The sequence below is a fragment of the Haladaptatus halobius genome (assembly GCF_020618475.1).
Classification (GTDB): Archaea; Halobacteriota; Halobacteria; order Halobacteriales; family Haladaptataceae; genus Haladaptatus; species Haladaptatus halobius.
In genome coordinates this window covers 1,273,508-1,296,189 of the sequence record NZ_CP085336.1, presented here as the reverse complement: position 1 = coordinate 1,296,189, position 22,682 = coordinate 1,273,508, and the positions used below count along the sequence as shown (strand labels likewise).

Annotated in this window: 19 protein-coding genes and 1 pseudogene; 13 read left to right on the top strand and 7 right to left on the bottom strand. The window is 53.0% G+C overall.

All coding sequences use genetic code 11. From position 1 onward, the window contains the following. Window positions 1–3: 3 nt before the first annotated feature. The 4 genes from LIW51_RS38715 to LIW51_RS23525 are packed head-to-tail and all read left to right on the top strand — an operon-like array spanning window position 4 to window position 1,530. A complete protein-coding gene (locus tag LIW51_RS38715) occupies window positions 4–222 on the top strand; it encodes a DUF2267 domain-containing protein (RefSeq protein WP_255767533.1) in 219 nt (72 codons plus the stop codon). Next, window positions 219–395, top strand: coding sequence for a DUF2267 domain-containing protein (locus tag LIW51_RS38710; protein WP_255767532.1), 177 nt, complete (start codon window positions 219–221; stop codon window positions 393–395). The genes LIW51_RS38715 and LIW51_RS38710 overlap by 4 nt, the downstream gene beginning before the upstream one ends. Continuing rightward, window positions 392–1,264, top strand: coding sequence for a CBS domain-containing protein (locus LIW51_RS23530; RefSeq protein ID WP_227377514.1), 873 nt, complete (start codon window positions 392–394; stop codon window positions 1,262–1,264). Before LIW51_RS38710 ends, LIW51_RS23530 begins: the two co-directional genes overlap by 4 nt. Further along, a complete protein-coding gene (locus tag LIW51_RS23525; protein WP_227377513.1) occupies window positions 1,261–1,530 on the top strand; it encodes a hypothetical protein in 270 nt (89 codons plus the stop codon). The genes LIW51_RS23530 and LIW51_RS23525 overlap by 4 nt, the downstream gene beginning before the upstream one ends. 84 nt (window positions 1,531–1,614) lie before the next feature. Here the strand turns inward: LIW51_RS23525 and LIW51_RS23520 are convergent, their stop codons facing one another. From LIW51_RS23520 to LIW51_RS23510, 3 genes are all read right to left on the bottom strand, one after another. Further along, entirely contained in the window at window positions 1,615–3,408 is a 1,794-nt protein-coding gene (locus LIW51_RS23520) for a ribosome biogenesis/translation initiation ATPase RLI (protein ID WP_227377512.1), read from the bottom strand. Window positions 3,409–3,789: 381 nt separating this feature from the next. Beyond that, window positions 3,790–4,194: a DUF7548 family protein gene (locus tag LIW51_RS23515; protein ID WP_227377511.1), complete on the bottom strand. Its 405-nt coding sequence runs from the start codon at window positions 4,192–4,194 to the stop codon at window positions 3,790–3,792. Window positions 4,195–4,432: 238 nt separating this feature from the next. Continuing rightward, a complete protein-coding gene (locus LIW51_RS23510) occupies window positions 4,433–5,383 on the bottom strand; it encodes a TIGR03557 family F420-dependent LLM class oxidoreductase (RefSeq protein WP_227377510.1) in 951 nt (316 codons plus the stop codon). Window positions 5,384–5,790: 407 nt separating this feature from the next. On the opposite strand from LIW51_RS23510, the gene LIW51_RS23505 reads away from it, so the two are divergent. The 5 genes from LIW51_RS23505 (at window position 5,791) to LIW51_RS23485 (ending at window position 11,696) form a co-directional block, all read left to right on the top strand. Continuing rightward, window positions 5,791–6,675, top strand: a complete 885-nt coding sequence (locus tag LIW51_RS23505) for an NAD-dependent epimerase/dehydratase family protein (protein ID WP_227377509.1) — start codon at window positions 5,791–5,793, stop codon at window positions 6,673–6,675. Window positions 6,676–6,858: 183 nt separating this feature from the next. Beyond that, a complete protein-coding gene (locus tag LIW51_RS23500; RefSeq protein WP_227377508.1) occupies window positions 6,859–7,173 on the top strand; it encodes an MTH1187 family thiamine-binding protein in 315 nt (104 codons plus the stop codon). Beyond that, window positions 7,160–8,344, top strand: coding sequence for a thiolase family protein (locus tag LIW51_RS23495; protein WP_227377507.1), 1,185 nt, complete (start codon window positions 7,160–7,162; stop codon window positions 8,342–8,344). Before LIW51_RS23500 ends, LIW51_RS23495 begins: the two co-directional genes overlap by 14 nt. An 822-nt stretch (window positions 8,345–9,166) precedes the next feature. Continuing rightward, window positions 9,167–10,486, top strand: coding sequence for a carboxylate--amine ligase (locus LIW51_RS23490; protein WP_227377506.1), 1,320 nt, complete (start codon window positions 9,167–9,169; stop codon window positions 10,484–10,486). Between the two features lie 229 nt (window positions 10,487–10,715). After that, the gene (locus tag LIW51_RS23485; RefSeq protein ID WP_227377505.1) at window positions 10,716–11,696 is read left to right on the top strand and encodes a polysaccharide deacetylase family protein; all 981 of its coding nucleotides are present in this window, start codon (window positions 10,716–10,718) and stop codon (window positions 11,694–11,696) included. Between the two features lie 440 nt (window positions 11,697–12,136). Here LIW51_RS23485 and LIW51_RS23480 read toward each other — a convergent pair whose 3' ends face one another. Further along, complete coding sequence (locus LIW51_RS23480; RefSeq protein WP_227377504.1) at window positions 12,137–12,748, bottom strand: hypothetical protein; 612 nt, start codon at window positions 12,746–12,748, stop codon at window positions 12,137–12,139. Between the two features lie 378 nt (window positions 12,749–13,126). Between LIW51_RS23480 and LIW51_RS23475 the strand changes: the two genes are divergently transcribed. Together LIW51_RS23475 and hpt are read left to right on the top strand one after the other, a co-directional pair. Further along, complete coding sequence (locus tag LIW51_RS23475) at window positions 13,127–14,443, top strand: ATP-grasp domain-containing protein (RefSeq protein ID WP_227378255.1); 1,317 nt, start codon at window positions 13,127–13,129, stop codon at window positions 14,441–14,443. A 247-nt stretch (window positions 14,444–14,690) separates the two neighbouring features. Then, window positions 14,691–15,239, top strand: a complete 549-nt coding sequence (gene hpt, locus LIW51_RS23470) for a hypoxanthine/guanine phosphoribosyltransferase (RefSeq protein ID WP_227377503.1) — start codon at window positions 14,691–14,693, stop codon at window positions 15,237–15,239. A 58-nt stretch (window positions 15,240–15,297) separates the two neighbouring features. Here hpt and LIW51_RS23465 read toward each other — a convergent pair whose 3' ends face one another. Next, entirely contained in the window at window positions 15,298–16,542 is a 1,245-nt protein-coding gene (locus LIW51_RS23465) for a hypothetical protein (protein WP_227377502.1), read from the bottom strand. A gap of 763 nt (window positions 16,543–17,305) precedes the next feature. Between LIW51_RS23465 and LIW51_RS23460 the strand changes: the two genes are divergently transcribed. Further along, window positions 17,306–18,964, top strand: coding sequence for a putative glycosyltransferase family protein (locus LIW51_RS23460; RefSeq protein ID WP_227377501.1), 1,659 nt, complete (start codon window positions 17,306–17,308; stop codon window positions 18,962–18,964). Window positions 18,965–19,021: 57 nt separating this feature from the next. Here LIW51_RS23460 and LIW51_RS39465 read toward each other — a convergent pair. Further along, window positions 19,022–19,179 (bottom strand): annotated as a pseudogene (locus tag LIW51_RS39465) (YjiH family protein); the annotation flags it as partial. Window positions 19,180–19,370: 191 nt separating this feature from the next. Here LIW51_RS39465 and LIW51_RS23455 point away from each other — a divergent pair. Beyond that, entirely contained in the window at window positions 19,371–19,871 is a 501-nt protein-coding gene (locus tag LIW51_RS23455) for a hypothetical protein (protein WP_227377500.1), read from the top strand. A 1,065-nt stretch (window positions 19,872–20,936) separates the two neighbouring features. On the opposite strand, the gene LIW51_RS23450 is transcribed toward LIW51_RS23455, so the two are convergent. Further along, on the bottom strand, window positions 20,937–22,574 hold the full coding sequence (locus tag LIW51_RS23450) for a potassium channel family protein (RefSeq protein WP_227377499.1): 1,638 nt from the start codon (window positions 22,572–22,574) through the stop codon (window positions 20,937–20,939). Window positions 22,575–22,682 lie beyond the last annotated feature (108 nt).

The following is a 22,682-nucleotide window of genomic DNA, read 5'->3' as shown; positions in this document are numbered from 1 at the left end:
TTGGTGTTCGAGGCAGGGCAAGCGCTAGAGGCCGACGAGTTCCTTGACCGAGTTCAACAGCTGGCCGGGCTTGACTCACAAACGGCGGCCCAAAATGCGACCATCGCAGTGCTGCACATGCTAGGAGGGCGGATTACCGAGAGAGAGGCGGTGGACCTGGCAACGTATCTCCCCAAAGAGTTCGCGGACGCAATGACTGAGTTCTCGGCTCACCCACGGTGACTTCCGATCTCGACGGGTTTGTTCGACAGGTAGCTGACCAAGAACGCATCGACGAGGACGATGCACGAGGCCACATTACAGCGGTGCTTGACGTGGCTGCCGCCGTAGCGGGCGACGATGCGATTCGAGACGCTCGGTTGCAACTGCCCGCCAGAGTTTACTGTCTTCTTTGAGACAGACGCGACAACCCGACGGCGACGAGTACAAGGGCGTCATCACGCGACGTCAACTCGCATTATCACACCACCACCATCACCCCGATGAGAAGGCAGGGTCTCGGGTGTGGACCGCACCAATGGTCGAACGAACCGAAGACGTGCGTGAGGTTGCTCGACTAATGGTCGGGAGCGACGCCAAGCAACTTCCAGTTGCGGATTACACGGGCCGGTTGATCGGCGTCGTGACGGCCGACGACCTGCTGAAGAAAGTCGTGCCCCACCTTAACGTCATCTCCGTTGAGGACGTGAGTAGCAATGACCTCGTCACGATGAAACCAGACGAAACTCTTGGCGATGCCCTTCACGTCCTCCGCGAACACAGGATTACACACATTCCTGTAATCGACGACAACGACCTCGTCGGAATTGTTAGTCTTCACGACATCAGTGGGTTCACGACGCGGGAGATACGAAGGAGACAGGGTGGTGCGCCAAGGGGGGTAAACCAGCACGGTGGCGAAGGCTCTCACAGCGGCTACCGGTCACATGGCGGATTAGGAGCACGGGAAGGCGATAAAGCACGCCTACTCAATTTACCAGTCCAAGACGTGATGACGGAGACCGTCGGGAGTGTTCACCCGGATCAGCCGCTTGACAAGGCCGTCGAGAAAATGTTCGATCTCACATGCTCGTCGCTCGTCGTCGTCGGGGAGGACGGCGACTCTGAGGGAATCGTCACCGAGACCGATGTGCTGGAATCGCTGACGTGGACAGACGAAGGGCGCCGCCCCGTTCAGGTGTTCGGCATCGAGTACCTCAACGAAATTACTTACGACGAGGTCACAGACATGATCGAAAGAGGGCTCGAAAGTACGGGGATATGAACGTCCTCGACGCAAAGGTTCACCTCCATGAGCACGATGAGACATTCCGCGGAATGCCACTCCTGCTCGCGCGAATCCGTCTGTACACTGACAAGGGGCATTTTATAGCCTCAAGTGAGGGGTTCGGTGCGAGCCACGCACTCCACCTCGCACGGAATGCGCTCGAGCGCAAGATACTCGAAGGCAAGACCTACGGTAAGAGCAAAAAACATCCCGAAGAGGAGTACTGGGAGCGGATGTATGGCTGGTGGCTTACTGGCAAGTAATCCACGGTCGTTCCCGATGGAGTACATTCGAGAGGACAGGACGGCGAGGGCCGGGCGGTAGAAGTCCTTTAACATTTCGAGGCGTTATACCGCATAATAGTTTCCCGACGCCTTCTGTTCTCGATCCTTCTGACTGCCGGGTTTGTTCGCACGTGGTCGGCCGGTGTTCGGATCCTTCCGAAATGTCACGTCCACGATTTTCAGGAACCGATTTATACCTTTGCGCACGGACTGCGGCGACCGACCGACACCGCTCACACCTGATTCACCCTCGAACACCATGGCCCGGTCCGAGACGTAATCTAGTAGTAGTAAGTCGTGATCAATGATGAGACACGGCGCTCCGTTTCGGTTGACGAACTGACGGAGAGTAGCCGCAAACGACATGCGCTGTTCGACGTCAAGATACGCAGACGGTTCGTCTAGCAGGTAGATGTCAGCGTCCCTCGCGAGCGCGAGCGCGATGCTGACACGCTGCAGTTCGCCACCCGAAAGCTCCCCAACAACAAGGTCGAACAGCGGTTCAAGGTCGAATGGCTGCTGAATCTCCGTTTCGAACGCTCGCGTATACACGTCGACCTGCCCAGCGAACAGTTCGACCACTGTACCGTCGAAGGACGAGTCGAGGTACTGTGGTTTGTATGAGATGTTAATGTCCGCGTCCACCCTGCCTTCGTCCGGTTCGAGGGCCCCCGCGAGGAGTTTGGCGAACGTCGTCTTGCCCAGACCGTTCCGACCGAAGATCCCGAGAATTTCCTTACCGAATATCGTTCCCGATTCAACTCCGAGAGAGAACGATTGGAACTTTTTCGTTAGCGCTGGAAACTCAAGGATGGGGATCCCATCCATCTCTTGTCGCGCGGACGGGCGAAGGAAATCAATAGGGGTGTCGCGAATTCGGACGTTCTCGTCCCGTAAGTTCCCCTCTAGGAACTGGTTGATGCCGCGCCGCGCCGAGAGTGGCCGCGAGACGACCCCGAACCCGGCGGGGTCGCCGAAGAAGGCGTGGAAGTCGTCTGACACGACGTCGAGGGTGACGAGATCATGGTCGACGACCAGAACCATTTTGTCCTCCACAAACTCTTCGAGCGTCCGTGCGACGCTCAGCCGCTGGCCGACGTCGAGGTATGAGGACGGTTCGTCCAGCAGGTACGCATCCACATCCGCGACGAGCGTCGCCGCGATGGCGACGCGCTGTAACTCGCCGCCCGAAATATCATCGACGAAAGCGTCGGCGATGTGTTCGAGATTCAGTCGTTCGATGGCCTTGTCGCGCAGGTTCCGCTCGTCGCGCACGATAAGGAGTTCCCGAACAGTCCCATCGTAACGGTCAGGAATTCGGTCTACCTGCTGGGGTTTGTACGCCGTCGAGACCCCGCCATCTCGAAGCTTCTCCAGATAGTTCTGAACGGCAGTCCCCCGGAACTCGCGGATGACAGTGTCCCAGTCCGGCTCGTCACTGACAGCCCCGAGGTTCGGTTTCAGCGTGCCACCGAGGATACGGAGCGCAGTCGACTTCCCGATGCCGTTCCGTCCCAACAGGCCGACGGTGCCCTTGACTGGCGCCGGCAACTCGTAGAGACGAAATCCGTTTTCGCCGTACTGGTGCACCAGCTCGCCCCGCTCAGCGGGGAGTCGAACGATCTTAATCGCATCGTTCGGAATCCTGTTTGCTACGATTTTGTGCTCCTCTATCACCGCTTCGTCGTCGATGTGGAGTTCACCATTTTCCGTCACGTGAAACCCTTCGCGTCGGCCAGCACGATTCAACGGATCGTACCTCAGTGCGATGTTCCGGACTTCGTCGGTAACTTTGTCTTGGTCGATGATGGCGACGTACTTGTCCTTCTGTGCCACCTGCGAGTGGCCGTCTCCCATACTGATGAGTAGTAGATTCAGACTCAAATGAATTCCGTGGTTTCGACGGCTCACGCGCAATACCAACGCTAGCAGGGTACAATGAGAAGTTTTAATGCCAATTCGCTACACTCTTTGTCCTACGTACGCTCAGTGTAGAGTACACCGTTCGCATGTCTGCCCCGGGATCGAGCGAATCCACTTGCGCGGCGTCGAAGTTGGACAACCCCAATTCGGTGCGTACCGCATCCATACCATATCATGAGTTCCTATCTGTGACAACGTATTGCGATTGCGAGTACACGCGTCGAAGTACCCCGACGGTTCGATATCGTTACCCCATACTTCGACGGTCATCGGATAGGCGCTTCTACCGACGACCGCGTCGATCCGATACAGATGCTATCTTACAGTTCTGGCACACAGTACAGCACTGAATAGAACAACGAGCGCAAACAGAACCAGCACCCACCGATGAAAGAGAAGTTCGTCTACGCGTGAAAGCCCCATGATGAGGGCGGGAGGAACTGCTATCGCCCAACCAACCGTGAGCACTACCATCGCTAGACCAAATACAAGCGCAGTGCCAGCGACGGTCCATGGTGACCATCGACCAACCAAGCCAGCGATGAATACGATAGCGGCAAACAGGGCTATTAGCCCGACGACTGGCGGACCGATGACGGTGATGTCATAATACGTATTCACACCCGTCGCTGGTGCAAGGACATACGGCACGATGATCGTGATGAGAACGGCTGCACAGGCCGTGATGCCAAGTATGAGGCCGAATCGGTTCCGCTGCATGCCGGTTGTTCACTCATGTTCAAGTTAAGTCCAGTGGCTCTGACTCTCCGCCGCTGGCCATTGGCCATGGGTCAGCGCGGAAATATCCAACTCGCGTTCGCCCGAAGAAGTCGGAACCGCATCGCTGATATTTGACTCTCGATAACGACCTGATCGATACCTGTTGCTGTGCCGTTTCCTTTCGCAAACGCACGTGGAGCGAGTGAACGCGAAGTCGTAAAATATGGTATGGGTTTTGCTACGCGAACTCCGATACAACCTCCTGCTGGAAGAATTCGATAGCCTCCTCTTGATTCACCCCGGTTTGTTGCAGGTAGATGTGATCGAACCCCGCGTCGAGGTACTTCTGAATTCGTTCGATGTACGGTTGTGGGTCGGGCCCGGTAACGACGGCGTCCGCGATATCCTCCGGGGTGACTGATTGGAGGGCATCCTCGAAGTGTTTCGGAGTCGGTAACTCCTGCCCCCCACCTTTGAAACCCGCGTTTGGCCACCACTCGTGGGCGTTGTTTCGCGCTTGCTCGTCGGTTTCAGCATACGATACCATCATTCCCCCGTATCGAGGGCCGTCTCCCCCGCCCTTCTCGAATTGGTTTACTAGCTCACCGTCGGGCGACGTGGCGATGAATCCGTCGCCGAGGCGACCCGCCGCCTTCGCAGCGCGAGGGCCCAGTCCGGACACGTGTATCGGTGGAAGTTCCTCGGGAAGCGTGAACACCTGCGCGTTTTCCACGGTGTAATGCTCGCCGTGGTGGGTAAGCATCTCGCCGGTCCATAGATCTCGAATCACCTCCAACGCTTCTTCGAGCATGTCGAGGCGAACACTGAAGGGTGGCCACGGGTCACCCATGATGTGTTCGTTGAGCCGTTCGCCCGTGCCAACGCCGAAGAAGAATCTCCCGCCCATTTGCACCTGTGCCGTAGCCGCTGCTTGGGCAGCAATTGCAGGATGAGTTCGAATCATCGGACAGGTAACCGAAGTACCGAGTTCCAACTCTTCAGTTTGCTGTGCGATCGCGCCGATCGTCCCCCACACGAAAGGACTGTTCCCCTGTTTTCTGGTCCACGGATGGTAGTGATCCGAGATGACGGCGAAGTCGAAGCCCGTTTCCTCGGCACGACGGGCGTATTCGGTCAGTTCGTTCGGGCCGTGTGTCTCACTTGCGAGGTTGAATCCGAATTCTGTCATACTTTGTCTCCATTTTTGATTATCACAGCTGACGGTCTATTCCCTCTGTTCGAGCCAACCGGACTGCTGACTGTCTCGCTCTTCGAACTCTGACCTGCTACGAAATGAGATCCATGCGAGGGACGTCACGGGTCAATTTGCCAAGTACATCTCCTCCAGTTCGCACGAATCTATCGTGCAGGTTCAACACCATTTCGTACTCCCGATCGGAGAGTGCAACTGTAGTAGCTAAAGGTTCTTTGGCCATGCTTCTGCCTTTCGAGGGTTTAGAACACCCTGAAACGGTTGATGAGCGCGTGCTCACTGACCAGAGCACGGTCAGAAGACAACTATCTGAAACGCCCGTTAGCTGTTGTCAACTTCAAAGGCAACCAGATACTTAGAATGCGAAGCCGAAATTGCACTGTATGAATATCCTTGTAACTGGTGGCGATGGATTTGTTGGTAGCAATCTGTGTCGTGAACTCGCAGATGACGGTCACGATCTCACGGTTCTCTCACGGTCTCCTGACCCGTCAGTATTACCCGATGGAACCGAGACTGTCGCTGGCGATGTCACGGAGTATGAGTCGATTGCAGATGCGTTCGCGGGACAAGACGTCGTCGTCCATCTCGTCGCCCTATCGCCACTCTTTCAACATCCCAACGAACCACGCCAGGAGACAGTCCAAGTTGACGGGACGCGAAACACGGTACGTGCGGCCATCGAACATGACCTCGATTATCTTGTGCAGATGAGTTCTGTCGGGGTGAATCCGAGCGGCGAGACGGGGTATGTTCGGGGGAAAGCGTGGGCGGAGTGGGTTGTGCTCACTGCTGATATAGATACAATTATATTCCGCCCAAATATCATGTTTGGTGATGCTGACGAGCTCAGCAACTTGACTGAACTGGGAACGTTTCCCTATCTTACTCCTTTGCCCGATGGTGGACGGACACCGTTTCAACCATTATGGGTTGGTGATACGGCGGCGATAATTGCAGATGCTATCGGAGACGACGACTATCTGAATGGAATCTACGAGCTCGCTGGACCGGAAGAATTGACCCTCGCCGACGTTACGCGGCGAATCTATCGGTCGAAAGGACAGCCCGTCACGATCCTTCCACTTCCCATGAAATTCGTAGAGGCAGGATTACTGCTCGCTCATTTCATTCCCCAAGTTCCCTTCGGGATTGACCAAGCCCGATCGCTGAAGATGGATTTGACGTCCAGTCGTAACGATCTTGTTGCATTCGGCCGCGACGAAAGCCAGCTTATGACGTTTGATGCGTATCTCGAACGATCCTAATTCGGGCGGGCGACCGCACCCTCTTGAGCACGCAGCTACGATTATTTTGTAGCTCCCTTCAAGTTACTCGAAGTTCGGACGGTGGTGTCTCGACTCTGGTGGTAAGTTCAGGAGAATCTCGTCTAACTGTACTACCCCCGATTGGCCCGTACGGTTTAGGAACTGCACCTTGTTACGATGGGCATGACAGTCATTGCATCACTCAACGTAACGCCAAGTCCGAAAAAGTCGATGGCAGAAGATGTGGCTACAGCAGTCGAAGAACTTGAGGAATTCGACATCTCGTACGAAACGAACGCTATGGGGACCGTAATCGAGGCAGAAGACATCGATGAATTGTTTGCAGCAGTAAAGGCTGCCCATCAAGCGGTCGATGCCGAACGAGTTACCACTGTCCTGCAAATCGATGATGAGCGAACCTCCGATGAGCAAGCTGATGAGCAGGTTGCGTCTGTTGAGGAGGAACTAGGTCGGGAAGCGACAAATGACTCCGAATAAGAACGTCGTGCTCGTGGATGGGGTTCGGACACCACATGGGACGCTGCTTGGCTCGCTCGCGGACGTGTCAGCCGTCGACCTCGGGAAAACCGTGCTCAACGGCCTGCTCGACCGCATCTCACTCGATCCGAACCAGATTGACTGGGTCGGGCTTGGAAATGCAATTCAGGCGGGTATCGGACAGGTTCCCGCCCGACAGGCGGTTGTGAAATCCAACCTCCCGAATACCACCGAAGTCACGACGGTCAATGAAGCGTCTGGCTCAGGAGTTCGGGCAATCACACTAGCTGCCGATCGAATTGATGCTGGTTGCTCCTCGTTCGCCGTTGCGGGTGGTTTCGAATCGATGACCAACGCCCCATGGATTCTCCCCAATCACCGGAAGGGGAAACGCCATGGGAACGTCACACTCAAAGATTCGATGATCCTCGACGCCCTCTGGGACGTCAACCTCGACATTCATATGGGTGAGATCGCAGAACGACTAGTCGACCGAGCCGGTGAGAAGTACAATCTCTCGCGCGAACGTCAAGACCGGTACGCCCTTGAGAGTCATCGGTTAGCGGCTGAGGCGATAGAAAACGGTACCTTCGACGACGAAATCGTCTCCGTGGAGACAGCAGCTGACACCGTCGAGCACGACGAGGGACCACGTCCAGAATCAACGCTGGAGGATCTCGCTCAGCTATCGCCAGCGTTCCGGGAAGACGGCACCGTTACACCCGCGAATGCTTCGAAACTCTCGGACGGCGCCGGGGCTGTTTTGCTTGCCAATGCCGATGCAGCCGCTAACGTTGGCCTTGACCCAATGGCACGGTTATTGGACTACGAACTCATCTACCGAAACCCGGATGAGTTCAATGAAGCGGTCGGCGATGTTGTCGAACGCCTCCTTGACGGTAACGATCTCAACGCCGACGACATTGGCGCTTACTGGATTAACGAAGCGTTCGCCGTCCAATCCGTCTACGTCATGGATCGAATCGGCATTCCACGCGAAAAAATGAATCCTCGCGGCGGCGCCGTCGCTTTCGGACACCCAATTGGAGCCTCGGGCGGTATGCTGATGGCCTCGCTCGCATATCAGTTCCAGCAGGAGGGGTTCGAGTACGGCCTCGTTGGTATGAGTATCGGCGGTGGTGGTGCGATAGTATCGCTGTGGCAGCGGTAGCAACTCGACGTGAATCTACTAGTCGAACGAGCAGTCTGTGATGAGATGTCTGTCATTGGGCTCGGTGCGAGACCGCTCAGCTAATCAATTTAACTGACATATTCGTGCGGGCACAGCAGCGACGTCCAATGCATGTGTTCGCGCCGGTCGAGTAGTCTCGTCGGAGTTTCGGGTATGTCATCAGTCGCTGCACGCGCACTCGCTATGAGCGTTCGCTGGTCAGTGATAGCCGAGACCAGCGATTGATCTGATCTGGATAAAAAGGCTGAAGCGAGGTTAGTTCGGCAGTGCTTTGCGACTTGCTTGCGCGCACGGCCAGCAGGGAGGCCACTGAGGCCAGCACAGTCACAGTTCTTTAGCTCAGATCATCCTTCGAGGGGAAGCCCTCGAGATAACAGCCGAACTGAAAAATGAGCGGGTCGCACCAGAAGCAGGAAACATCTGAATTGAGGTGCCGTATTAATAGAAGCTGCTCACAAGAGTACCCACCCTATATCGGGAGTAAAAGCGATTATGAAGCCTCAATCACGAAGCAGCTGTAGTGCGCGAAAACCTTCCTTAATTTATTTCCGAATTGATACTTGAAGAGGACTGCCAGGCTACGATTCAGTACGCGTTCTCTATCGTTGTCACAGTGTTCCATTTCTAAACGGAACACTTCTGCCGTGAAGAGGGACTGACGTTCAGGAAGTTACTCCACCTTTTTGAGTCTACTCCTCTTCATCGTTGACTGATTTTATCAATCGTAGGATATCGCTTCTACACAGAGACCTCGATAGTAATCACAATATGTTTATGGACTTTCAAGATGACGTTCGTTGCATGCCAATGGGGGAGCAGGAAGGGGACTCGGTTCTCGTACCAGCCGTTGACGCACCCAGTCCCACAGCTTGTTTGCGGTCGCTCGGTCGCCGTGGAGTCAAAACGATCGCGTTTTCGGAGCGGAAGAACGCCACGGCGTTCACCTCACGATACTGCGACGAGGTGGTCGTCGTACCGTCGCCCGCTGACGACGTGAGTCGATATAAGGACGCCCTTCTGACACTCGCTCAACGAGACGGAGTTCGCACGATCATCCCCATGCGAGAAGAAAATATTTACGTGCTCTCGAAGTATCGAGACGAGTTCGGAGAGCATGTCGCCCCGTTCTGGCCAACGTTCGAAACACTCCGAGACGTCCACGACCGAGTGCGCCTCATCGACGCTGCGGAGGAGGCCGGCGTCCCGGTTCCGGAGACACAATTACTTGATAATGTTGACGACTGGAGCCGTGAGCTAATCGCCAAGTCGCGGTACTCGGTTCTTACGAATGACTACGTTGATTCCATACCGCCAAGGAAAACCACTAAAGGAGGCTCAACGAGATATCTTCAACCCAATCAGGAACCCGATCTGGAAGCACTCCGCCACGAGATGGGACACGATCCCATCGTCCAGGAGTACGTTCCTGGAACCGAATATGCATTGTGGGCGCTCTATGATCACGGCGACCCGGTGGCGACGTGTCAGAAACACCAGATTCGAGCATTCAGTTACGCCGGCGGAACGAGCATCTTTCGAGAGACGATTTACCGCTCCGAACTCGAGCGATTAGGGCGAGCGTTGCTTGACCACCTGGATTGGCACGGGTTCGCATCAGTACAGTTCAAACGGGATGCGAACACGGGCGAGTTCAAACTGATGGAGATCAATCCACGAGTATGGGTGTCAATCGCGTGCGCTATCCGGGCAGGCGTGGACTTTCCATACTACTACTGGCGACTGGCTGGGGGTAGGCCAGTGCAAATCACCCGTCAGTACGAGGAGGGGGTCGCCACCCATCGCATCGGCGGCGAGGCGATGTACCTCTACAGCGTCTTGTACGAAGACAATCCATTCGTCGACCCGCCGCCGTTCCACGAAGCTCTAGGGGACGTTGTCACATCGTTCGGAACCCAACCTCACTTCGATTATCTCGAACTGGAGGATTGTCGGCCGTTTGCTCGTGACCTCGTTAACTGGATCACGAGACAAATCAACGATTCCCAGACGCGTTCTCGTTCGACTGAGAGACATGCTCCTCATACGCAGGTGGTAGATAAGTTGCGACAGAACGACGTTCGCCTTGGTGACTTAGTTCGCATTCCGTTTCGCCAGCGCTGAGTCAGCTGCCAGTTCTATACCAAATTACCGTTCATGCAGAGGAACACTAGACAAGGTATATGAGTCACGTATACACGCTATAATAGCTAAGTAACAATATACCCTTGGCTTGTTGACCAACGAAAGCAAGATGATTAAGGCATTGATTATATGACTATTGAAATAATTTTTCGCCAGCAAAGCGACGTAAAGCGCTGCTGGCGAACAATAGGATCATGGTGAGTGCGTAATGGGAGGAGTAATTACGATAAGTCTGGAAATCGAGCTTGGGTGGGGATATCATGATCTTGGACAATTCAACCGGTTAAGTGAGAATCGTAGGAAGGAGACGAAGACGATCCAACGGTTACTCAATGTGTGTGACAAATATGATATTCCTCTCACGTTCAATATCGTTGGCCATCTCCTCCAGAAACACACACCATCATCCGAGACTCCCCATATGGATGGATGGTTTGATTCTATTCCAAGTAAGGGCGACCCGCTTTTTTACGCGCCTGATATCGTTCGGGCCATCCAGCAAGCGAATACCGACCACGAAATTTGCACCCACACACATTCACATGTGATATGTGGGAAGGCCTCTGATCGCGTTCTAGATTGGGAGCTACAGCAGGCGAAAAAAGCGCATCGAGAAATCGGAGAACCGAAACCAGTATCGCTCGTACCGCCTCGTCACTCACTTCCATCAAAAGACAGACTCAGGCGGAATGATATCGAGATCATTCGCCGAATTGGTTATGCTCCCGCCCTGACGCCATTCCATAAGTTCAATCAACTCGTGTTTGAACCCCCTGATCCAATTGAACCGCGACTTGTCGATGGAATCGTCGAAACCTATTGTAGCAAATATAGTACTCTCTCTGCTGCTACGCTCCCGTCTGGAGCTGAACCGCCACTTCCAATGTTTCGTGCCGTACCGACAGCTGTTCGCCAACGACTCCATCGTCGATATTTAACACGGGCAATGAACAAAGTAGCGGAACAGGATTCTTATATTCATTTGTGGAGCCATCTTCATAATCTTGCAAATGATGAGCAGTGGCAACCAATACGTTCATTTTTGAAAACGCTCGCAGACCGACGCGATTCCAACGAACTGACTGTGATGCCAATGAAGGTGCTTAACAAGCACGTTCGAGCACAAAACACAAAAACTCCTAATGAGACCCTGTGTCAACCAGAAGCCAAATCACTCATTGAATGGTAAAACAAATTTGCCTGCTGAGAGTATATTCTGGGGTAGGATGCACAGTGCGTCATGCGTGATTTTCCCGGCGTCCACGGACGCTCTACTGTTTGATAGATATTCAAGTGCATAGTAGACTCCGTGGATCGGTCTAAATGGGGCTGCAACTAGTATTCTTCACCCTATTCGAAAGAAAGTTTGACTGGCAATCGCCAACGTTCACTCCTTGCCCTCATCGACGAGCTACACTAGCATCGCGATTAGGCCAGTTCGATCAGCGCCCTTGGCTAGGATTGCTTCGCTGGGATCGTCCGGTCACTAGTTCAAATACGTCTTCAGAGTAGTCAGCTACTCACAAGGGAACTTCCCGAACCGGCGCAAACGTCGCCAGTTCAATAGTATCAATTTCACCCATACGCTAAAGTTTGACCTCAAAAGTATGTATCTAGAAAAGTGTTAATTTACTGGTATCGCTGTTCGATTTTGAGCGCCTGGTAGACAGCGTGATCGAAACGTTCCCGCAACTCTTCGCTGAAGTTCTGAATGTGCTCATCCTGTTGGACAACTTCTAATGAATCCCAATTCTTAGGCTCCGTTGCCGCGAAAAATTGAGTGAACTTCTCTCCGTCGTTTCCGTAAACGACTACGACCACATGAGGTTTCGGCATCTTAATTTCCTCGACAGGGTGTTTCTCATTCTCTTCATCGATTTCAGTCACGCTTACCCGATCGAATGTCGTCAATTCGACGCTGAATTCCCCACCACCAAGGCGTTGTACCAACCATTCTCGCTCCCATTCCTGGGAATCACCAGTGTCGATATCTGTTCCGGTTACGGTGTCGGTGGAGATCGATTCAATGCGCCATCGCGTGAGTTGTGGGCCCCTCATTTCTTCAGACGTCCTTGTGCGAACGTCACCTTCCTGAATGAGGTCACCTTCTCGAACATGAATGTAACGGGGATCTGACGCTGGAATGTCGATAAATATCTCTCCTGGATTTGTGTTGACTAGTGCCTCAACTCCTTCGATGGTTTGAACGACCATCGTTTGATTAGTCTCTTCTTTGTTCATTGTTTTCCTCTTACGAGATATCGGAACCAGAAACCAGCAAGCAGTGTTTAATCCGTCACTTGTGCGCCACTCGATGATGAATATCAGATCAACGAACGCGTCGGTCGTGGACACTGCGTTAGTTGCTGTTCCAAGCCGTGATTCTCCGGTTAACCTACTTCTCCTAAATAGTTCACTCTGTCGTTTGTTGTCTCATAATTGTGGTTTGTCGAAGCAGGTACCTACCATACCGACGATCATGTTTCACTGGGTTAACCGCTAGACAGTAGAAGTGTCTCACCTCGATTCATCGCAGAGCTCCGAGATTTTTGATAGTTGGGGTTTAGAGCGCCGTCACCTTCTCGCTAGCTGCGAACGTAGAGAATGGTAGTGCACGACATGACGACCAATAATTCCGAGGTAACTGTGGGTGTATTAAGCCTACACAAGAGCAAAGAAACAAAGGCGATCCTGAATGCTGTTGATGCGCTTGGATACGATACGGAATGGCTTCGCCAGGAAAATACGGCCGTTCGCGTCCAGGGAGATGAGTTCACGTGTGAGCCGACTGTGGACATCGTCATCAACCGCCTCCTTGTTTCAAACACCGATCAACCGGCTGAGGCGCTCGGATTAGCTTGTATCTATGAAGATATCGTACCGGTGCTAAACACACCCTGTGCAGTTCTGAAAGCAATCCACAAGGTCGCAACCGCCTCCACGCTGCATTCCGCGGGTATTCCGATTCCAGATGCCTTCCTTGGACTTGACCCGTCCCGGCTTAACGAGGCACGGTCGTACTTTACAAACCAAGCGGTCTATAAATCGGCGATCGGGACTCACGGCGGTGGGACGTGGCTTATTGAACTGGATATTCCAGTCCAACCCAAGGTTGGCAATCGGCAGGCATTCCTTCAAAAATTCATCAAAACAACAGGGGATAGACATTTCGATTATCGCGTTTATGTCGTCGGTGAAGAAGTCATTGGAGCGATGAAACGAACCGCAGTGCAAGGCAAGTTTCGAACGAACGTAGCAGAAGGTGGTGAAGTAAAAGATGCGACGGAAGAACTCCCACATCACGTCCGTGAAATAGCGCGAGATGCAACAACTGCCGTCGGACTCGATTACGCCGGCGTGGATATCGTTGGCGGGGACGACGGATGGTACGTGCTCGAAGTGAACCCGACAGCAGGCTTTCGAGGGTTCTTCCGAGCGACTGGCATTAGTCCTGCACCGTACATCGCGCAGCTCGCAATCGAGCGCGTCGGTGGCGAGGTTGATGACGACCAAGTAGCAACCCTTGCCATGCAGTTAGACGATTCGATGCCTGGCTGTACGCCTCAGCCTACGCATGAACGTCGTCGAGAACCATCGCTCATTGGTTATACGGAGCGAGTAACTGTAAGTGGGGCTCAGGGCTCGGAATCTGTCCTTGCAAAATCGGACACAGGAGCAACTCGAACGAGCATCGATCTCGGGTTGGCTGCACAACTCGGGGTCGGACCTATCAAACAACGAACACAGGTGAAATCTGGCATTTCAAAAACAACGACAGCACGACCAATCGTCGATGTAGTTCTTGGAATCAAGGGGGATTGGCATACGGTGACTGCAAACGTTACCGACCGTGGCCACATGAAGCATCCAGTTTTGCTTGGCCGAGATGTCCTTCAGTACTACGCTGTTGACGTCACTCAGTCTCTTGAAGAGTAAGACAACATCCGTTGCGAATGATGGCAAGATGATTGTTTCCGTGACAAATTCCAAATCATCTGTATTTTGGTCTGCCACTGATAATCAGTTGCGCTATTCGCAAGTGTCTTATCCCCTCAGATGATTGATTCTGAGTCTATTTTAGATATTTAATTTGGTACTTTCATAGTATCCTTGGCGCTAGTAGCGAGTTTACTGTTCGAATTTGGCCGTAAGAGCGAATCAGGAGAAACGCTTATTGGTAGAGATGGAAACACTCCGCCGAACTCTTGAGGATGCTCCTGTCATCACCCGTGGTGGGTACGAGTATTTCGTACATCCTGTAACCGATGGTATTCCGCTCGTCGAGGCAGACTTGCTGCGCGAGATTGTCGACGGAATCTTGGAACTCACGACAATCGATACCGTCGATAAGATTGTCGCTCCTGAATCAATGGGAATTCACCACGCGACAGCCCTAACCCTTGCGACTGGCGTCCCATTCTCTGTAATTCGAAAACGACCGTACTACTTTGAAGATGAGGTCACGGTTGAACAACGAACGGCTTACAGCGAACAGGAGCTGTATATTAACAACATTAGCGCAGGTGATCGCGTTCTCGTTCTCGATGATGTCTGCTCAACCGGTGGAACGCTCACAGCGATTTGTTCCGGTCTCCTCGATATCGGCGCTGAAATCGTTGATGCGATCGTCGTCATTCGGCGGAGAACTGACTCTCGTTGCAATGTTCCCGTCGAGGTGAAGAGTCTCGTCGATGTTGAAATTACTGAGGGACAGGTCGTCGTCCATTCGTGAATGACTTGGAGCTTTCTCCTGCGTACTCCGGAATTCTGTGGTTTCCCTCCGTTCGCAATCAGCGAGACGACCACCATGCTTTCGTCAGTAACAGTCCCCCGACGATCCAGAGAATGACGGCGACAAGTACCATAAGCACGTGTAGCTCAGAGACCCAAAATGGAACCGGGACTACGTGCCGGGCACCCGTGAGCAGCGAAGATAAGATTGGAATTTCGGAATTAGGCTCTCCGAGTACGTCATACTCCCCTTCTAATCCGTAGGGTTGGCCAAACGATTCACCGTACGGAACACGGTCGGCCTCGTATGGGAGATCGGGAACATCATAACTAGTGACTACGCTTCCGTTTTGCGTTATCTCGACCACTCGATTATTTCGACTATCCGTAATAAAGGTATTACCGTTTGGCAGACGGTCAGCGTCGCGAGGCCAATCGAGGTGAATTCCATCGATCGCGTAGACGACCCATGCTTCCTCCCACTGTCCCGTCGACTCATTTTTGTGCAGTTCGACAACGCGATGGTTCTCCGAGTCTGCCACGAGGACGGCTCCATCGCCGAGCCAGTGTGGATTATGTTGTTTGTTAAGAAGCGTAGGATCTCGATTCTTATTTACAACCTCGACGACACCTCTTCCGCGCTCGATGATGATGAGTTGGTTCGTGTTCCGCACCGAAACGAGAAATCTGCCCGGAGCAATCCGATCTACATCGTTAATGTGTAGCCAGTCGGATCTCGTGGGGTCTGCCGGCGCGTCGTAGTACTGGCTTGCGTTCCAGACCCACGTTTTTCGCTTGCTTGAGAAGTTATACGTATAGATGCTCTCGTACTCCATGTCGGCGACAAGCAGTTCACCCGAGGGAAGCATTTCGGCGTCGTGAACTTCGCTGTCCTCCCGCGTGCGAACCGGGTAGCTCCATTGACCGACAATCCTCGCCTTCGGTTGGGGGTCGATAAACCGCACGCCCGTTCGCTTACATGGCGGTTCGAATGATCCACACCGTTGGTACGGACCGTCGGCAAAGGTCGCTAACACAGTTCCGTTTTCGAGGTATGAAACGCCTTGATAACTGATGGCACTCCCGACACTCCACCGCACGCTTCCGTTGCTGTTGAGCGCGGTTACGTTCCCATTTGGCCCTGGGCCTTGCACCCCGACAAGGACAGTCGTGTTGGTTTGCGATGTTAACTTGTTCGTGTTCGGCGCGAGTGCCCAACTTACGCCGAACGTCAATCCGACGAGCAGTATGCCTATAATGAGCAGTAGGATACCGAGCCTTGACCAGTCTCTCCGTAGTTGCATACTCTTTGTTTCTCCTCATTCAATCTCGAACCAACGAAGATGAGTGATTGATCGCCCCTTTACCTTTAGCTGCATTCTCATCTTCGTTGGAGGACTACTGTGAGTTTCCTGACCGTCATCCTACGACAGGAGGCATAAAACCGAGTAACCGTTCGTATGAACACTACAAGGAAGGAACATCTTAGCGATTACTTACCGAATCGCCTTCAATCGCTATCTACCGTTGAAAGAATTGTTTCCCTTCATTTCGACCTACAATTAGTTTTCAATACGATGGATATACGTGGTTGAGAGTAAGTCATTATGAAAATATACATGACATTTATAGAGGCATGTATTCCTTCCACGATTACTTAGAAATCGTACTTCACACCGTTACTGAATCGATGTCAACGATTCTATGACGTAATGCTGTCTTATTGGTTTGTACAATCCTGTGATTCATAACGTGTGAAGGTGTTTCGGTGAATATGTCCAACACTTCCATTTCGGCCCTCTCCCGAACAGCCTGTTATCATCACAAAACCCCCTACTCAAGGTTAACTTCTTATCACTATTATATATTATCACTTAGTCGGCTGCAGGATTTAGCCGATACGTACAGAATTGGCGCACGGTCTCTGCCCTTAAGCTCACACCAGTTGGTATCGTATTGCAACTTCGTCTCGCCTGCGGAATTTCCGATGAATGACTGGCGATGTAGGTTGGTTTTGCCGAGCCATTTTTGCTCTTGGCTATGGATTAATATTCGCATTTTCATATAATGGCAAGAGATAGTCGTTTCACCGAGCAGTCTCAAGATGAGCGGGAACAAACCCACTTCGAACAGGCCATTTCACTGCTCACCACAGCCGTCACGAACGACTGGGTCTGGCTAGTAGCTGCGTTGAGCGTCGCAGCTATCTTGGTTGCAATTTACTACCAGTCCCATCCGTACCCGGCGTATGGGGCTGGCCTGTACCTTTCAATCGCCGAGAAAATTCTTGCCCACGGTTATCGACCACCGACGAGAATCCCTGGTTACACCGCTGAGGGTGTGCCGTTTGCCTATCCCCCACTGGGGTTATACGGAACTGCTGTGCTGCTTGATTTCGGTGCCCATCCGATAACGCTCACCCGCTTACTTCCTGGCTTCATTACGATGATCGCCGTAATTCCGTTCTATTACTTGGCGCGTGAGATAGTCGGTTCATCATTCCGGGCAGGCGTAATAACCATCTTGTTTGCAGCGACGCCAGACCTATTGCAGTGGCATATCTCAGCAGGCGGCATCGTGCGCGCACCAGCGTTCCTGTTCACCCTTACTGGGCTCTATTATGGAGTGAAGTTATTCCAATCCAAGAACCGCCAGTCGCTTGTGCCGGCAGTAGTCTTGTTCGGGTTGACGCTGCTAACTCATCCGACGTACTCCGCTTTCTTCGGGGCGAGCTATGTGCTTCTGTACGTATTCTACGACCGCTCATTAATTGGGCTGGTCTTGGGAGCCGGCGTCGCCGTTGGTGGATTCGTAATCGCTCTGCCTTGGCTAGCTTACACCATCTTAATTCACGGCATAGAGCCATTCATAGCAGCAGCTGGCACCCATGGCGGGCTCTTTCAAACACCCTCACCTTTCCGTCTCCTCTCCGAACTGGGTCGGCCGATCGCCGCCGGCCACACCATGTCGGTCTGGTACCTTCTAGTACTACTTGGCGGAGGCTACTTGATTGCTCAGCGACGGTTTTTTCTCCCAGTTTGGTTCCTGTTATCGGTGTTGCTCCTCCATGAATCCCGATTCTCGTTCATCCCCGGGACGATGGTTATTGGCGCTTGGTTAACCGTGCCTCACAATGTCGGCTCTGATATAGTACACCACTATGCCACTCGGTGGTTATTGCGGGGAGTGACCGCTGGACTACTATTGCTGATGGTCACAATGGGCGGATTTTATGCGGCGGGCACACCGCTTCCTGGCGGCACGTCCCTGCCCTCGTTCATCGACAACGAAGATCTCGAAGCGACAGCGTGGGTGGACAAGGAAGTACCAACGGACGCCGAATTCGTTGTTATTGGCGACGCGGCTGAATGGTTCCCTTATCTCTCTAATCGGACAATCGCTGTAGGATTATGGGGCGTCGAATGGAACTCTCCAGCGGCGTATCAACACCACCTCCGGATGTACCGTCGACTTTCACACTGCCACACTCAGACGTGTCTCTCGAACCAGTTGCGGAAAAACAATGTCCAACCAGACTACGTGTACGTTCCCAAGGGCTCATACACAGTTCGAGGCATCAGAACGCATCAACTTCCGCGCATGCGTCGGTCACTTCTTCACTCTACTGATTACCTTCTCGTATACGAAAATCAGGGAGTAATGATTTTCCGAGTAAACAGTCTCAGTAACGAGACCGCCAGTTCCTCCCGTGTGTCGTTAAGATAGACTTATTCCACTGACTGAGACCGCGTTATGTGGTACATGTACCGAACGTGATTTGGTTTAGAGCAGCCTGAGTACGTTGACGAGATGAGTGAGTGCACGATAAGTGAGACGAGATTGACCATCCGCATCACGAACAGTACCACAAGTTCCCGAAACCGAATGGACACATCGTTATACATATCCATCATTATCGGGCCGACGCTGGAGAAGAAGATGGAGATCTTCCATTAGCTGTCGACAACTAGACTACATTCAACAATTGGGAGCCGATCCACCGACAAAATCGCCAGTACAACAAGCGGTATTCCCGATTACCGCCACGACGTTGCCGGTAGGATTTTCGTGAAAACGTGAACCATCTGTAGCCTTCATCGTGGCGCTCGCCATAGGGAGAACAGGTGAGAGAATGACTGACCGAGACCAACAAGACACAATCGACGTTGAATCGGATGATCGCCGATCGCTCATGAAGAAGGGCGCACTCGCCACGGGTGCGCTCGCACTTGGACTAGGCAGTGCAGGCAGTGCGTCGGCGCAGGGCCAGAACGTGCTGGTATACACGTACGACTACCACCCGGGCGTGCAGTTCCGCGTCGTCCAAGCACTCGAGCAATCAACAACGGTGGGGCTCCTTTCACGACCGGGTGGGGGCACCGTTCCCGAGATCAGCCAACCAGACGACTACAACGCGTACATCATCCGCTACCAGTTGGGTGCCGGGCTTCAGGGTAGTCGAGGACAGATCACCACGTTCGTGTTCGGACGTGACCTCTCGTTGAATACGGGGAGCACCCGTCGGTTCTCGGGTGACGCGTCCGTCTTCAGCAGCACGCTCAACCTGCTCAGCACCACTGTCCAAGGAGGCGGTGGCGGTGGTGGCACCACGACGACCACGACTACAAGCTGAAGGTCATCGTACTCCCTTCCCCCGATTTTCATCTAGTTCGGCAGCGGTTCCAAGAACGATGTTACTCGCCGTCAGTCGTTGACGTCCGAATCCTCACGTAACAATTACCTCCAATGATTCGAGGTCATTCCCGATGGCCCACACGAGTGGTAAGACTTAGTCAATGCTGTGGGCGACGTCCCGCTCAATATCGAATTCGACATGGGGCGCCTTTTCGAGCGTTGCTCCTCATGCGAACTCCTGTGTTGGTAGGTCGGCCTAAGCGATGATTCCCATCTGACTCCACCATTCGATGACTCTCGGACGCCCTTGCGAACAGCGTTGTCGGCAGTATGGACTATTGCTCACTGAATTACGGGACTTACACCTTCAGTATGTCGAGTATGGTGGCAAGCGTTTTCACTGATGATCCACGCCACTGTTGCGAAGTTATCAAATCAATTGCCATCGAACCCTTGTGCTACCTGTACTTCAACGACAAATTCCCCCAGAGTGACTCCAAGAGGGTTTCCTTCAGACGGAATCGAATGGATCCTTTATCGTCTGTCGAAGTATAGGAACCAACAGAGGAAACCACTCGATGATTCAATTGGTGGTACCTATAGAACCACATCACTTGCCAGGAGAAATTCGGAGTCTCTAGAAAGTCAATGCGTTCATGATAAACACGAGGTCGCCTGTCGTTCGTGAAAATCGATGTCTGGAGTGGCGTCTGCGATGAGTCGGCGGAGAGCGCTTTGACGTCCACCCCGAATTCTGATTTAATCCCCCTGTCGGGCATCGCCTGACTGGATGTGACAACCTTTGCCCGACGAGATAGGATACCATCCATCATGGCTAATCTGTTGTGACCAACTCATCAAAATTGCTCATTGAGAAGGATATTCCGAGGCGGAGTGTGGACGAGCATCACTGGTAACCGTGGGCACTGTGAACTTTGCAGTTTGTGTTCACTCTCCACCTTGCTGTTCGAATAGTCATATAGTTCCTGAAATAAATTTGTTTTCTACGTCGAGTAGTTTCACAACTCTGGCCGTACTACCAGAAAAAACGACCGAATATTAATCATGTGCTGAATCGGCGTTCGAACCGCGTGATATTCTCATCAAGCCCTGCGATGATAACATCGTCGTCGGCCACAAACCTGAAATTTGCCGGATCGAAGTCGGTAATCGTCTCACCGTTTCGAATGATTGCAACGACCGTACAACCTGTCACCGTTTGAACCGCTGTATCCGCGAGTGTTTTTCCTTCTAATCTAGGAGCCGGGAGACGCACGATGCTAACTTGCTTGTTGTACGCCAGCAGTTCCTCGTCCTCGAACACCGTCGAGGCCAGCATACGGCCACTAATCGTCGCCAACGATTGCACGTAATCCGCCCCTGCTCGATACAGCTTCTGTACATCCTCCTCCTCGTTCGCCCGTACCACGATTTGAAGATCCGGATTCAAATCACGGGCGATCAATGTGGCGAAAATCGCCGTCTTGTCATCCTCGACCGTGAGCAGCAGTACTGACGCCTCCTCAATTCCTGCATCTACTAAGACGTCTGGATCACGTGCGTCACCAACCACGTCCACGCGATCTTTCTCTTCGATGTCGAGAACGGTCAGCCTTGAGCTGGTAGTAGCGAGCGCCTCATAAGCCGCCTGGCCGGTGGCTCCGTATCCAGCCAGGAGGATTCGTCGAGGAGAAATTTCGCTGACAGTAGTGGCTGACGCATCTCGCAAAGCATCTAGCTGATCGGACTTGCCAGCTACGAGGAGCCGAGTCCCGGCAACCAGTTCGTCGGTTGGATTGACTGGTGTTATAAAATCGCCGTTAAACCATACCCCGATTACATTCACCCCAAATCGCTCGTGAAGTTGTGCTTCGGCGAACGTAGTATTGCAGAGGTCACTTTCTGCCTCGATTGAAAACTCACCCAATTCGAAATCATCACTAATCTCGACACCTTGCTCGACAGTCGTAGTAATAGGGGTTGGAACTTCACCTGCGATACTCTTACCTAATAGCTGACGAGGGGAAAGAACGGTGTCCGCCCCTGCTAACTGTTGATACCGGGCCAATGCTGCATCCTCGACTAATGAAATTACTCTCACATCCGGGTCGGTTTCGAGTGCCGAGAGAGCAATGCTCGCGTTCGTATCATCGGCGGCATCTGCGATGACGGCACTTGCCGAGGTGATTTGCGCATTTCCAAGTACGTCAGTCGATTCGGGGTCGCCGTGGATGACGTGATATCCCGCCTGGTGAAGGTCGCTCGCTATGTCCGCATTCGGTTCGATGAGGACATACTCACGGTTGCGAGCGTCAAGTTCCGTGATTAAGACATCAGTGCGAGGCGTATACTCGCAGATAATGACGTGGTCATCAAGCCCGAGAAGCGTTTCCGGAGCGGTCGGGGTAAGCGCATTACGAAGCCAGGGAACGGCGAATACATCCACGGCGGTGAGAATGAGTCCGATTCCGGCGAGTTGCATCACGACCACTAGAAGATTCATCTGGAGGGTTCGCCACGGTGCATCTTCCCCATACCCGGTGGTGGTGAAACTTTGGATGATAATCTGGAGCGAGTGATAGAAGGGCTGCGGACGATTCTCCCAGATGGCCATACCGGCATTGTAAGCCACCGTGAAGATGAGGGTCGTTACGATGACCAATGCGAGGTAGTAAACGGTTCTGCGAGTGCGTAACACCATACAGAAGAGTACGTCTCACAGGTAATTATCAACGAAGGGTCTACACACGTTGGTTGACCCGTGGACCAACACGAGCATCTCACCACAGGTTCTGTCGGGCCATCGCAA

Coding starts and splice junctions, on each gene's coding strand:
- LIW51_RS23520 (WP_227377512.1), bottom strand. CDS start 3,408: ATGGGAGACGGCCACTCGCAGGTGGCACAGAAGGACAAGTACGTCGCC.
- LIW51_RS23455 (WP_227377500.1), top strand. CDS start 19,371: ATGACTGACCGAGACCAACAAGACACAATCGACGTTGAATCGGATGAT.
- LIW51_RS23475 (WP_227378255.1), top strand. CDS start 13,127: ATGACGACCAATAATTCCGAGGTAACTGTGGGTGTATTAAGCCTACAC.
- LIW51_RS23465 (WP_227377502.1), bottom strand. CDS start 16,542: ATGCAACTACGGAGAGACTGGTCAAGGCTCGGTATCCTACTGCTCATT.
- LIW51_RS23495 (WP_227377507.1), top strand. CDS start 7,160: ATGACTCCGAATAAGAACGTCGTGCTCGTGGATGGGGTTCGGACACCA.
- LIW51_RS23460 (WP_227377501.1), top strand. CDS start 17,306: ATGGCAAGAGATAGTCGTTTCACCGAGCAGTCTCAAGATGAGCGGGAA.
- LIW51_RS23480 (WP_227377504.1), bottom strand. CDS start 12,748: ATGAACAAAGAAGAGACTAATCAAACGATGGTCGTTCAAACCATCGAA.
- LIW51_RS23515 (WP_227377511.1), bottom strand. CDS start 4,194: ATGCAGCGGAACCGATTCGGCCTCATACTTGGCATCACGGCCTGTGCA.
- hpt (WP_227377503.1), top strand. CDS start 14,691: ATGGAAACACTCCGCCGAACTCTTGAGGATGCTCCTGTCATCACCCGT.
- LIW51_RS23485 (WP_227377505.1), top strand. CDS start 10,716: ATGGGAGGAGTAATTACGATAAGTCTGGAAATCGAGCTTGGGTGGGGA.
- LIW51_RS23450 (WP_227377499.1), bottom strand. CDS start 22,574: ATGGTGTTACGCACTCGCAGAACCGTTTACTACCTCGCATTGGTCATC.
- LIW51_RS23500 (WP_227377508.1), top strand. CDS start 6,859: ATGACAGTCATTGCATCACTCAACGTAACGCCAAGTCCGAAAAAGTCG.
- LIW51_RS23490 (WP_227377506.1), top strand. CDS start 9,167: ATGCCAATGGGGGAGCAGGAAGGGGACTCGGTTCTCGTACCAGCCGTT.
- LIW51_RS23510 (WP_227377510.1), bottom strand. CDS start 5,383: ATGACAGAATTCGGATTCAACCTCGCAAGTGAGACACACGGCCCGAAC.
- LIW51_RS23525 (WP_227377513.1), top strand. CDS start 1,261: ATGAACGTCCTCGACGCAAAGGTTCACCTCCATGAGCACGATGAGACA.
- LIW51_RS23505 (WP_227377509.1), top strand. CDS start 5,791: ATGAATATCCTTGTAACTGGTGGCGATGGATTTGTTGGTAGCAATCTG.